Annotated in this window: 12 protein-coding genes and 3 pseudogenes; 7 read left to right on the plus strand and 8 right to left on the minus strand. The window is 63.4% G+C overall.

The genetic code is table 11. The features are described from left to right. Positions 1-66: 66 nt before the first annotated feature. On the minus strand, positions 67-759 hold the full coding sequence (locus Harman_RS02915; RefSeq protein ID WP_137682317.1) for a class I SAM-dependent methyltransferase: 693 nt from the start codon (positions 757-759) through the stop codon (positions 67-69). A 12-nt stretch (positions 760-771) separates the two neighbouring features. Then, on the minus strand, positions 772-1,812 hold the full coding sequence (locus Harman_RS02920) for a tyrosine--tRNA ligase (RefSeq protein WP_137682318.1): 1,041 nt from the start codon (positions 1,810-1,812) through the stop codon (positions 772-774). Between the two features lie 217 nt (positions 1,813-2,029). On the opposite strand from Harman_RS02920, the gene Harman_RS02925 reads away from it, so the two are divergent. Both Harman_RS02925 and asd read left to right on the plus strand, forming a co-directional pair. After that, positions 2,030-2,464: a hypothetical protein gene (locus tag Harman_RS02925; protein WP_137682319.1), complete on the plus strand. Its 435-nt coding sequence runs from the start codon at positions 2,030-2,032 to the stop codon at positions 2,462-2,464. 68 nt (positions 2,465-2,532) lie between these two features. Continuing rightward, positions 2,533-3,570, plus strand: coding sequence for an aspartate-semialdehyde dehydrogenase (gene asd, locus Harman_RS02930; protein WP_137682320.1), 1,038 nt, complete (start codon positions 2,533-2,535; stop codon positions 3,568-3,570). A gap of 6 nt (positions 3,571-3,576) precedes the next feature. On the opposite strand, the gene Harman_RS02935 is transcribed toward asd, so the two are convergent. Then, positions 3,577-4,530, minus strand: a complete 954-nt coding sequence (locus Harman_RS02935; RefSeq protein WP_137682321.1) for a D-2-hydroxyacid dehydrogenase — start codon at positions 4,528-4,530, stop codon at positions 3,577-3,579. Positions 4,531-4,736: 206 nt separating this feature from the next. Here Harman_RS02935 and Harman_RS02940 point away from each other — a divergent pair, with 206 nt between their 5' ends. The 3 genes and pseudogenes from Harman_RS02940 to Harman_RS02950 form a co-directional block, all read left to right on the plus strand. Next, positions 4,737-5,258 (plus strand): response regulator transcription factor, encoded by a 522-nt coding sequence (locus Harman_RS02940; RefSeq protein ID WP_137682322.1) that lies wholly within the window; start codon positions 4,737-4,739, stop codon positions 5,256-5,258. Between the two features lie 95 nt (positions 5,259-5,353). Continuing rightward, positions 5,354-6,712 (plus strand): NAD(P)/FAD-dependent oxidoreductase, encoded by a 1,359-nt coding sequence (locus Harman_RS02945; RefSeq protein ID WP_137682323.1) that lies wholly within the window; start codon positions 5,354-5,356, stop codon positions 6,710-6,712. A gap of 330 nt (positions 6,713-7,042) precedes the next feature. Then, positions 7,043-7,387 (plus strand): annotated as a pseudogene (locus Harman_RS02950) (transposase); the annotation flags it as partial. Positions 7,388-7,881: 494 nt separating this feature from the next. On the opposite strand, the pseudogene Harman_RS21730 reads toward Harman_RS02950, so the two are convergent. After that, positions 7,882-8,103 (minus strand): annotated as a pseudogene (locus Harman_RS21730) (hypothetical protein); the annotation flags it as partial. Between the two features lie 138 nt (positions 8,104-8,241). Between Harman_RS21730 and Harman_RS22125 the strand changes: the two are divergent. After that, a pseudogene (locus tag Harman_RS22125) lies at positions 8,242-8,358 on the plus strand (arsenic resistance protein); the annotation flags it as partial. Positions 8,359-8,418: 60 nt separating this feature from the next. On the opposite strand, the gene Harman_RS02965 reads toward Harman_RS22125, so the two are convergent. Together Harman_RS02965 and Harman_RS02970 are read right to left on the minus strand one after the other, a co-directional pair. Then, positions 8,419-9,279: a CPBP family intramembrane glutamic endopeptidase gene (locus Harman_RS02965; protein WP_137682324.1), complete on the minus strand. Its 861-nt coding sequence runs from the start codon at positions 9,277-9,279 to the stop codon at positions 8,419-8,421. A 68-nt stretch (positions 9,280-9,347) separates the two neighbouring features. After that, a complete protein-coding gene (locus tag Harman_RS02970) occupies positions 9,348-9,896 on the minus strand; it encodes a DUF1684 domain-containing protein (RefSeq protein ID WP_137682325.1) in 549 nt (182 codons plus the stop codon). A gap of 129 nt (positions 9,897-10,025) precedes the next feature. Here Harman_RS02970 and Harman_RS02975 point away from each other — a divergent pair, with 129 nt between their 5' ends. Further along, positions 10,026-10,685: a DnaJ domain-containing protein gene (locus Harman_RS02975; protein ID WP_137682326.1), complete on the plus strand. Its 660-nt coding sequence runs from the start codon at positions 10,026-10,028 to the stop codon at positions 10,683-10,685. 46 nt (positions 10,686-10,731) lie between these two features. Here the strand turns inward: Harman_RS02975 and Harman_RS02980 are convergent, their stop codons facing one another. Both Harman_RS02980 and Harman_RS02985 read right to left on the minus strand, forming a co-directional pair. Next, on the minus strand, positions 10,732-11,586 hold the full coding sequence (locus Harman_RS02980; protein ID WP_137682327.1) for a UbiA family prenyltransferase: 855 nt from the start codon (positions 11,584-11,586) through the stop codon (positions 10,732-10,734). Positions 11,587-11,638: 52 nt separating this feature from the next. Next, positions 11,639-12,010, minus strand: coding sequence for a hypothetical protein (locus tag Harman_RS02985; protein WP_137682328.1), 372 nt, complete (start codon positions 12,008-12,010; stop codon positions 11,639-11,641). Positions 12,011-12,044: the final 34 nt, after the last annotated feature.

Here is a 12,044-nt window from a genome sequence, read left to right on the forward strand (position 1 = left end):
GGACACAGGCCAAATGGACTGCGTTCCACCCGAGTGCGAACGTACACGTCCATAGATGGAAGGCAATTAAGTGCGTTTCCCTTCCGGCTCGACAACCCCGTAACAGTTGCCGCTTGACAGCTCCAGTGACACGAGCCGGAGGTCGCTGTCGGCGACATCGCGCTCGAACTCGGCCGGCGCGTAGATATGATAGAACCGCGGGACTGTCTCACCGCCGGGGAGCGTCCAGTCGACGGTCGTGTCGAAGCCTTCGTCCGCGTCGGGGCTGGCGTCGAAGCGGTCGTGGGCCGTACTCCACGCGCTGACGAGCGCCCGAGCGTCCGGCGCGAGCACGCGGGCAAGTTCGTCCAGACTGGCGCGGCGGGCGGATTGTGACGGGAGGTGGTGCAGCGTCGCGACGTACACCGCCAGGTCGACGGACTCAGCGGCGAGCGGGAGGCGGGTCGCATCGCCCTGGACCAGCGCAACGTCGTCGCCGACGCGGTCGGTCGCCGCCCGCAGGAGCGCGCGGCTGGCGTCGAGGCCGACGACAGCGTCTGCCGTCTCCGCGAGCAGTTCCGCGTGGCGGCCGTTGCCACAGCCGACATCGAGCGCCGTCTCGACACCGCCGGCCTCGTCGACGAACGATTCGACCTCCGGCCAGGCGTACTCGCGGGTCTTCGAGAAGTGGTCGCCGATATCCTCGTAGGTCCGGCGGACGGCGGCCCGCGATGGCTCGGTGTCGGTCTCACCGCTGGCGCTCTGGTCGGGGGACGGCATCGAGAATCGGTGTCACTCCGCGCCGTACTTGTCGGGGTAGGCCTCGGCGAGCAGGTCCTCCTCGTCGCTCAGTCGCTCCCGGACCGGGTCAATCACGTCCGAGATGGCGCTGGCAGCGGACGGCTTCAGGTCGGCGGGGTGGAGTTCGCCACTGACGAAGTCTGACTCGACCTCGTCGTAGGTCTCGTAGGTGAGGTCGCCACCGTACTCCTCCGGGCGCTCGACGACGAACGATTCGTCGCGGACCGCCAGAATCGGGAAGACGAGGTGATTGAGATATTCCAGCACGCCGTTTTCCTCGACCTCGCCGGCCGGGCAGTACGCCTGGTTTATCTTCTCGTCGACCTCGTCGGGGCTGTCGGTGAGGTTCACCTTCGAGGCCTCGTCGGAGGCGCTCATCTTGCCGCCGGAGAGGCCCGACAGGAGCGGCGCGAACAGGCATATCGGCGACTCGCCGCCGTGGTCGGGGAGAATCTCGCGGGAGAGCATGTAGATGCCGCGCTGGTCGACGCCGCCGTAGGCGATGTCGGCGTCCAGCGCCTTCACGTCGAGCGTCTGCATCAGCGGGTAGATGAGTCCGCCGAGGTTCGGGCTGTCGGACTCGCGGACGACCTCGCTGGCCGCGCGCTGGGTGCGCGAGATGGTCGTCTCGGCGGCCATCCGGTACATCTCCAGCGTGTAGTCCTCGTCGAGCTGGAAGTCCGTCCCGCGGACGAAGCTCACGTCTTCGGGGTCTGCGCCGGCTGCCTCAATCATGCCCTCGATGGCCGTCTCGTAGTAGGCCGAGCGGGCATCAAGCAGGTCGAAGGGCGATTTGTTGTCGTCGAGGTGGGCGTGCAGGTCGGCGATGAGCACCGTCACGTCAACGCCGGCCCGCAAGAAGTCCGCAAGCTTTCGCATCGTCGTGAAGTGGCCGATGTGCATCTCGCCGGTCGGCGCGTAGCCGATGTACGCCGACGGGTCGCCGTCCTCGAACAACGTCCGCAGTTCCTCCTCGGTGACGACCTCTGTCGTGTGTTGTGTCACCAGATCGAGTCGCTCGGCGGTATCCATACCGATGTGTGGCCGGTCCGGCGATTAAAACGTTCCTGTCCGGTGTGACGACGTGTCGAGGAGGGGCGTACTGTTTTATAATAGTAGGGCACAGCCATGGCGGGCATCGCTCCCGTCCGAGTACGTCACCGGGTCTGAGGCCACCGTAGCCCCACATCACCGACGAGTGACCGCCCTCCTGCGATGGGTCCAAATACGCGCAGTCCAATACCCGTACATGTACACGGGGAAGACGGAGAAGGCGTGTTGTCTGTGTGGCAACCCGGACACTGCGACCCGTCTGGACCTGCCGCCGCGGGCGGTCCCGCTGCTCAAGCACGCCGACCCCATCGCCTGGCAGGACATCGTCGGCGAGGTGTCCATCTACTTCTGTGACTCGGACTGGGAGACGGTGCGGGACCTCGTATTAGAGACCGGAATGAGCCCGCTGTCCCGGTGTAACGCCGCCCGAGCTTCCTTCGACCTCCGGGAAGACTTCGAGGCGCTGCTGAACGACATCCGGGACGAGCCAGACCACACAGAAATCGAGGCGGAGATGCGCGCCGAGGCCGCGGAGACGCTGGCAAACCGCGACGACCCCTACGTCGAGGAGCGGGACCTCGTGGAGGCCCGCGTCATCGAGTGGGTGTTCGAGGATACCAGTGATGAGTAATCCTACGAGGGCAGCGGTATCACTCCGTATCCAAACTGTTTTGACCACCCACAGCCGTGTGTCAACCGATGACTGTACGCGTAGGTGTACTCGGTGCGACGGGCGCAGTCGGGCAGCGACTTATCCAACTGCTTGACCCCCACCCCGAGTTCGAAATCGCCGCATTGACTGCCAGTGAATCCAGCGCCGGCAAGACGTACAAGGAGGCCGCCAAGTGGCGCGTCAACTCCCCGATTCCCGAGGACGTGGCCGGGCTGGAAGTCCACGCCACCGACCCGGAGTCGGTGCCCGACGATGTCGATCTCATCTTCTCCTCGCTCCCGTCGAGCGTCGGCGCGGAAGTCGAACCGGGGTTCTGTGAGGCCGGCTACGTCGTCTCCTCGAACTCCTCGAACGGCCGGATGGATGAGGACGTGCCTCTCATCATCCCCGAGGTCAACGCCGACCATGTCGACCTGCTGGAGGTCCAGCGCGACGAGCGCGGCTGGGACGGCGCGCTGCTGAAGAACCCGAACTGCTCGACGATCACGATGGTCCCGCCGCTTGCCGGCCTTGACCGCGAGTTCAACCTGACCGACGTGCGCGTCTCCACGCTCCAGGCCGTCTCCGGCGCGGGCTACTCCGGGGTCTCGTCGATGGAAATCATCGACAACGCTATCCCGCACATCGGCGGCGAGGAGCAGAAGATGGAGAGCGAATCGCGCAAACTGCTCGGTTCGTTCGACGGCGCGGAGGTCCACCTCAACGAGATGGACGTGGCTGCGTCCTGTAACCGCATCCCGACGCTCGACGGCCACCTGGAGAACGTCTGGGCCGACACGGCCGAAGACATCTCCACGGCCGACGCCGAGGCCGCGATGGAGTCGGTTACCGGCGTCGACCTGCCGTCCTCGCCGGAGAAGCTCATCACGGTGTTCGAAGAACCGGACCGCCCGCAGCCCCGACTCGACCGGAACATCGACAACGGCATGGGCGTCGCAGTCGGCGGGTTCCGCGAGACGACTGACGGCGTCCAGTTCAACTGCCTGGCGCACAACACGATGCGCGGCGCGGCGGGCGCGAGTGTGCTGAACGGCGAACTGCTGAACAAGCGCGGCTACCTCTAACGCTTCTCAGAGGTCGATCTGGTTTCTGAGTCCGTCCCATTCGCCGGTTCGCTCGGCCTGCCGGACGTTTTCCGCCACGATATCGGCCAGTCGCTCGTAGTAACTCGGCGTGTGGCCGGCGTTGTGTGGCGTGATGAGGACGTTCTCGAAGTCCCACAGCGGATGGTCGCCGGGCAGCGGTTCGGGGTCGGTCACGTCCAGGGCCGCGCCGTCGATGTGGTTGCGCTGGAGCGCACTGACCAGCGCGTCCGTATCGACGACCGGGCCGCGGGCGACGTTGGTGAGCACCGTCTCGGGATGCATGGTCCGGAACACTTCCTCGTCGATGAGGTGCTCTGTCTCGTCGGTCAGCGGGCAGGCAAGCCCAATGTACTCCGTGTCGACGACGGCTTCGTGGATCTCGTCGAAGCCGTACACCTCGTCGGTCGGGCCGCCCTTCTCCGGCGAGTAGCGGACGCCGACAGTCTCCACGTCGAACCCCTGCACGCGGTCGACGATGGCCTCGCCGATTTCGCCGAGACCGACCACACAGACCCGACTCCCGGCGAAGTCGTCGGTGTGGAACGACTGCCAGACGTGGTTGCGCTGGTGGCGACGGGCAGTGAGAAAGCCCCGGGCGAAGGCGAGCCACGACCCGACGACGTTCTCGGCGACGTTCGGACCGTGGACGCCCGAAGCCGTCGTCAGCGCGATGTCGCGGTCCGCGAGTTCTGAAAGCGGGAGGTGGTCGTATCCGGCGTATGTCCCTGCAAACAGCTTCAGCGAGTCAGCAGCATCGACCAGTGCCGGCGAGAGGTCGTTGCCGGTCAACACCGTCGCGTCCCCGATCAACTCCCGTTCCTCTTGGGGCGTCTCCGCGACGGCGATGTCCCACTCCGGCAGTCGCTCCCGGAGCGCTGTCACGTACTGCTCGACCGGCATTCCGTGAACGTCGTAGCGTGTCACGACGATATCGGCCATCGAACCCCTCCTGTGTCGCGTGGAACCATATCGTCTGCTCCGCGCGGCGACCCCAAAACAATGCCGGCGTCGTCTCGCGGCAAATCAACAGTTGGTTGTTCGACAGGTAATTCGTAATTCCTGTCTGGGGAGCGTAAGTATCACGTTACACTCACTACTGGAATAGTTAATTTATTTGTACGACCTCACTGTAGGGCACGCAAGGAATGGGGAATCGAACGACTGTCGCGGTAATCGACGACAACAGGGACTACAGACAACTGTACAAGCTCTGGCTCCCGGAGGAGTACGACATCGTCGAGGCTGCAGACGGCCTCGAAGGACTTCAGCGGATCGACGACGCTGTCGACGCGGTGGTGCTTGACCGCCAGATGCCGAAACTGGACGGAACGGCGGTCGCCTCGAAACTGCAGGACCGGTCGGCCACCCCCGGTCTCGTGATGATAAGTAGTGCCAAGCCGGACGTAGATATTCTCGATATCCCTGTCGATACCTATCTCAGGAAACCCGCCGACCAGGAGACACTGATGTCTGCGCTTTCGATGGTTCAGGACCGGTGTGGGTATGAGAGCGAACGCCGGGAACTACTCGCACTCGCCGACCGACGGGCTACGGTGGCCGACGCTGTCCGAGCGACGACGCTTGCCGAGAGCGAGGCGTACCAACGGGCCGTTGAGCGACTAGAAAAACACGGTGTGGCCTTCGCCGATGCGAGGACCGGACCGTAACCCGAAGGGACCTCAGTCCGGTCACGCTAGGGAGTCAGACCGTTGATTCGACCGAAGACAATAGGTTTTAGCGGGCGCGGGACGCCGTAGCGGGTATGGAACACGTAGATGTCGCCATTGTGGGTGGCGGCCCGGCCGGGTCGTCGGCGGCCGAGGCTGCAGCCGACCACGGGGCCGACGCCGTTGTCCTCGAAAAGGGGGTCCCTCGGGCCGACCGCGAGGGGACGGGGCCGGACTCGACGGACGCCGCCGGACTGTTGGACTACTGGTTCGACATCATGGGTATTCCGCGGTCGGAGTTCCCCGAAGACGTTGTGCTGAGCGAACTCGACGGGGCGAAGTTCTACGGTCCTTCGACGGAGATGACGCTCACCGAGACCGGTATCAGTTCCAGCGCCGACGGCTTCGGCATCACCTTCCACCGCGCACGGTTCGACGACTGGCTCCGCGAGCGGGCGACAGCGGCAGGTGCGGACTACCGGGTCGGCGTCAGCGTCACCGGTGTCGAATCCGACCTTCGGAGTTCACCCCACCACACCGTCCGGCTGGCAAACGGCGAGGATATCGCCGCCGAATACGTGATTCTCGCCGACGGCCCACAGCGTACTGTCACCGGCGGCACGCTTGACCAGTTCCTCCCGGCCGGGCAGACGATGGCCGACATCATGCCCTCGAACAAGGTGAACCACATCGCCTATCAGGAGCACCGCCGCATGCCCGAGGAACTGTTCACGCCGGAGTTCATCGAGTTCTGGTGGGGCATCATGCCCGGCCATACGGCGTACCCGTGGATCTTCCCGAACGACGCCCCCGTCGCTCGTATCGGCCTGACGATGCCCATCGGGCTGGACATCGACACCTACGACCCCAGCGAGTGGGACCTGCTCAGACAGGATGACGACAGTATCCCACAGGGCAGACAATACATCAAGCGGCTGCTCGAACGGGAGTTCCAGGCGTACGACCTCGAGGACTTCCCGCTTGTCGAGGACCGCGGGAAATCGAAGGGAACAGAAACGTACCCCATCTCCTCGACTCGCCCAATTGAATCACCGGTGGGCGCTGGCATCGCCGTGGCCGGCGGCGCGATGGGGACCACCTCGGCGTTCCACGAGGGCGGCGACCACGTCGCCGTTCGCACCGGGCGAATCGCCGGCCGCCTCGCTGCCACCGACAGCCTCGAACGGTACAACGATGCCTGGCACGACGCCATCGGCGACGAAATCCTCCGGAACGCCACCTTCGCCGACATGGTTCGGGACTGGCGACCCGACGACTGGGACCGGGCCTTCAGGACCGCCAACGACCTGATGGACGCCCGCGGCATCAAGGCCGACGCGGCGCTCCGGGGCGGCCTCAACGGCATCAAAATGGTCCTCGGGTACAAGTGGGGGAAGTTCTCCTACCGCAACGGCAAGTACGTCCAGTTGCGCGAGGACGACTACGCAATCTGAACGTCAGCCTTAGGTGTGCGACCGGCGAACTACGGATGCGTGCCTTTAATCCCCGGCTGAGACCCGTTACTGGGACGATGACGACCCGGAGAACCCGGGCACGCGACATGACCGCGGTTCACACCGCACCCGGTCGCCGGATACGGCGACCCGCCCGGCACGAGGGTTTGCCGGCTGACATGGCACACCGCCGAGGATGATGCCGGACGTTAGTGTTCCGGGCGTACATTTCAGATACAATAGTAGAATTATTTGAAAATAATGGCTCTGTTGAAATCCTCAGAGAGTTACAGGTTCGCCCGATAGTTTGACTGAATGCAGGCCCTCCGAAAGTCGCAGCTCCTCGTAGACACGAGGTCGAACGCAATCATCGACTTACACGTGACGACGACCCGAAAACACGACTCACAGATCGCACCGTCGCTCATGAAGCGGAATACCGATGACGTAGAGATTCCCCTCGGTGACAAGGGATATGACGACCAGAAGATTCGCGCGTTAGCCCGCGAAGATGGTGTTCGTCCGGTCATCAAGCACCGAGAATTTTCGCCGCTCCACAAGGCGTGGAACTCCCAGTTGGACGCCGACCTCTATGGGCAACGTAGTCAGAACGAGATAGTAAAGTCTCGCATTAAACGGAAATATGGCGCATTCGTCCGCTCACGACTCTGGTGAAAGCAGTTCCGTGAACTCGTTGTCGCCTGTCTCACTCACAATATCGACAGGGCACTCTGAACGTTCTACAGAGCTGGCACGCTAATCAGGCCGTCGGGATTGTACGACTGTTGCGACTCCAGAGATAACGAGAAGCAGGCTACCACCAATTGCAACCAAATTAACTGGTCTGTTTTGTATCTCTGGCCCAAGTGGGTTCTGAAATGCCCCAGTAATTCCGAGAAGAGCAAGACCGACTGCGCCAAGAATGAGAGCTCCTATCCCCCACTTGAATTGGTCATTCATACTCGGGAAATGCTATCGGATAAATAAAAAGCTGTGCCAGAGTCGGCGATCGGTTCGCAGTTCTACCCAACAACTGCATAGCGGGATAGGTGTCGATTCACTAGGACTTCAACAGAGCCAAAATAATGCCGTCGGTGATGTCCACTGTTGTACCCGCTCTGCCCTTAGTTGATATACGAGTTAGGTCCGATGCTATCAGGAAAGCGTGTTTATGAGTGAATCTGTGCCAGCCACGAGGGTAGCAGTTGGCGGTCGTCCGACCGTGAAGGCAGGATACGACGGACTCGTACGATCCGACGGTACGGCTGGACTTGGTCAAGTGGTCGAATCAACACTTCGTTGATGTCAACACGCTGGGGTTGCGTCACGACGAAGGTAATCGTCCGAGCGATGTCCTCGGGTGCGAGTGCATCCATCGATCCGACGTACTCGCCCGGTAGTGGTCCCCGGGTAGCGTTTTAATGACATATCAGAAACACCGCCGGGTCCGTCAGTCCGCTGTCGATGTGGACTTACGTTGCCTGCGATGAGGAGAGATACACCGATATCATGCCAGCTACAACCGCATCATGACTGGGGTCTCGAAAGAGTGGATTCAGTACAATCAGGCCGGGCTGTACGCCGTTGCTGTCCTGCTCGCAATCGGTGTTGGACTCGGACAGCCGGGTGCAAGCAGTGCGCTGGAAACGTGTTCCCGAACCGAACGTCGCCACTTTCGTCGGATACTACGGCGTTGCTGACATCGTTCAGAACCCGCCACCAGTGAGAACTCCCGCAGCGGACGAGAGTTCATCGCTGTATTTGACGCTGACGTACAGCCCGGTAAACAGCGTCGCGTTGTACGCGCCGTGGATGAGCGAGGGCACGACGATGTTATTCGTGTACTCGTAGGTCGCACCGAGGATGAGCGCCGGGAGCAAGAGGGCGCTTATAGACACGAGTTTCCCCGTGACCGACCCGCCGCTGAGAGCGGGGTAGTGGATGCTGGCGAAGATAACGCTCGCAATACCGACGCCCGTGATCGGACCGAAGCGGTCCCGGATGCGACCCTGAACGACACCGCGGAACAGCAGTTCCTCGCCGGGGCCAATGAGGAGGAACGAGGCGGGGATCAACAGGAGGAGGAGATCCGGATTCGCCATCCCGACCTCAGCCGCCTGATTTGAGGCCGGCTCGACCCCGTACATCGAGACCAGCGCCGTGATGATGACCGCCACCACCACGAGCCCGCCCATCGCACTGAAATAGCCCAGAACGACGATACCGGCCTCACGGAGACTCGGCACGGAAATGCCAATGCTGAATTCGTTGCTGTCTGTCTGGTAAGAGAAGTATTCGCGGAGTTTCGCTCTGATCACCGGTCTGAGCTTGATGTACGTGAACGCGATGACCGGGCAGCCGATTCCCTGAATCGTTATCAGCCCCAGCACGAGCGTCTGTACTGTCGTTATCTGTATTCCGGCCCCGAAAGACAGGACAACAGCAACGATGGCCAGCAATATCGAGCCGAATCCGAGCCCGAGTACACCCAACAAGAGCGCCGAAAAGAGCGTAAAACCGTACTGGAGGGACTGTAGGACCTGCCGTTTGCGGGTCGCCGTTGCCATACGCCGCCTTGGTCGTGGCGATGTGTAAACAATTCGTTTGATGTCGCCGCCGTAACTGTCGGGAACCCTCAGTCGATCCGCTCGCCGGCGGTCACCGCGGTGTCGAGCCAGTTCGACTCCGGCGGGAGCGGGCAGGAGAAGGTGTCGCTATAGGCACAGAACGGCGAGTACGCGAGGTTGAAATCCAGCGTGATCTCGTCGCCGTCGCTCAGGTCGCGGTCGGGTTCCAATTCCATGTATCGGCCGCCGTCGTAGGTCTGCTGGCCGGTCGTCTTGTCCCGGATGGGAACGAACAGCGTCCGGGACTCGTCGGCAGCCTGCCGGAACGCGTGGAGGGTCCGGGTCTCGCCGTCCAGGTCGAACGACAGTGTCGCGACGTGGAGATAGCGGACCGTTCGGTCGTCGCTCGTCTCTAGGTCGACCGACTCCGGCGTGTCGTGGACGGTCACCGTCGCCTCGACCCGATATTTGGGGTCCGGGTCGAAGTAGCTGAGCCCGTCGAAATCGTCGCGCTCGTCCGGCGGAATCGGTGACTGGCGGTGCTCCGCGAAGAAGCGGTCCTTCTCGGCCCGGTTCTCCCGGAGTCGCGCCGCCCACTCCTCGCTGTCTATGTCCATACTCGAACCGTAGTGCCCGGGCAGTTTCAGTCCGGCGACTCGGCGACGGTGATGGACAATATCGAGGCGTGAGAGAGTGACTACTTTATTATATGTCCAGTTCGACCGGACGAACACACAGGGGTGTGTATGGAAGCGACGTTCTACGGTATTCTGGGGGTGGCCCCGGATGCCACTGAAGAGACGATAGTCCGCGCCTACCGGGAGCAGACGAAGACCCACCACCCGGACGTGAGTGACGACCCTGACGCCGAAGAGCGGTTCAAGCGACTCACACGGGCAAAGGACGTGCTCACCGACGAGGTCGAGCGAGAGCGCTACGACCGGCTCGGCCACGACGCGTACGTCAGCGAGTACGTCGACGGCGGCGCGGACGGCGGCACAGCCACAGGCGGTGTCAGCGACATCGCACAGCAGTACGTCGACCAGCGGACCGACACGGAAACTGCGGGCGGGGCGACGGCAAAAGCGACACAGCGGCCCACACAGACTCGCGGCGGCAGCACGGGCTACGGGACCGCAACGGACTACTACAAGCCCGGCCAGCGAGTCCGACCGACACAGCCGACGAGCGTCGAGACGCTGCGTACGTCGCTCCGTCGCGTCGGACCATGGCTGTTCGTCCATCTCGCCTTGCTTGTCTGTTCCGTCACCGCCGCCGTACTGCTCGGCATCGGCGGCCTCACCGGGGATCTCTCGCCGGTCGTCGCCGTCGTCATGGCCGTTTCGATGGTGATGATATCGGTGGTCATCTCCGCGACCCACGTCCTCACACGGATCTCGGGCTGATTGACCGGTTGTGGTTCCGGCGGGAGCGGTTTCGAACAGCGTTGACTCAGGCCAGCGGTCGGAACCAGACAGCGGTGACGAGGACGGCCAACAAGAGATACGACCCGCGAATCAGCAGCATCGTCGCGGTCTCGGGGTCGCCCCGCTGGGCGATGGCCGCGACCGCTCCGAAGACGAGCGCGGCCGCCGCAGCGCTCGGCGGAATGCCAGGCAGCGCCACGGACAGGCCGACGATGCCGAGCAGTCCAGCCCCGAACAGCCCGAGCGCGAACTGTCGGGCGCGGGTCCGTCCCAGCACGACAGCGACAGTCCGTTTCTGTATCGACCGGTCGTAGTCGTAGTCCTGCTCGTCGTCGATTATCTTGATGCCGGTCAGCAACAGGAGGAACACGGCCGCGAGGCCGACGGCGCGCGCGGACAGCGTTGTCACCTGCGCGTAGTACCCGCCCAGCAACGCCAGTGCGATGCCCGTCGGGTAGCCCATCGTCGCCCCGACGGGGTGCATATCCAGTTGCGGCGCGTGGGTGTAGCCGATGACCCAAGTCGGGACCGTCAACAGCGCCGCGCCGGGACCGACCAGCAGCCAGAGCGCCGCCGTACAGAGCGCGAACCCGAGTCCAGCACCGACCAGGGCCATGCGACAGCCAGAATCAGTGAGTGGGTGGTCGTCGTCCTCGCCGCGGACGTGGAAGTCGACGTAGCCGTCCTTGACGTGAGCCGTGTAGACGGCGAAAAACATCGCGCCCGCGTGGAGCGCGGCCACCAGCGGCCAGAACCCGCCGGAAAGCAGCCCGCCGAACAGCGAGGTAGCGAGTGGTGGCAGCATAAACACCGGATGGACCTGCGACGCAAGGGCACTCAGGGCCGCAACCGGACCGTGTTCGTGTCGGGCGACTGCCATACGAACCCAAGGCGCGGCTCTGGCAAAAAGCCCCATCCGCGTTGTTTCGGTACTACCGCCAGTTCGACCGGTCCAGGACGAACCCCGAGATGTGCGAGGCCAGTTCTCTGGCGGCCTGTTCGGTGTCTGCGTGGAGTTCACCGGACACCGGGCCTGCCTCACCGCCGACGCCCTCGGTCTCGGAGATCGGGTCCGTCGTCGTCGGGTACGGCCGGCGGGACCGCACACGGTCACGAAGCGCCTGGACGGTGTCGTCGGAAAGCTCGTAGGACAGGTGTTGGAGGTCGTACCGGACGATGAACCCCCGCGTCGCGTCCCGAACAGCGAGGACCGGCTGGCCCCGGTCCCGACAGCGCTCCCAGATCTCGCGCTGGCGCTCCCGCGTGGCGTACACCGGGACGTTCGACGGTGCGAGGTGTTCCATTGCCCGCGGATACGGGCTGAAGATGTATTATCTT

Source organism: Haloarcula mannanilytica (genome assembly GCF_005406125.1).
GTDB lineage: Archaea > Halobacteriota > Halobacteria > Halobacteriales > Haloarculaceae > Haloarcula > Haloarcula mannanilytica.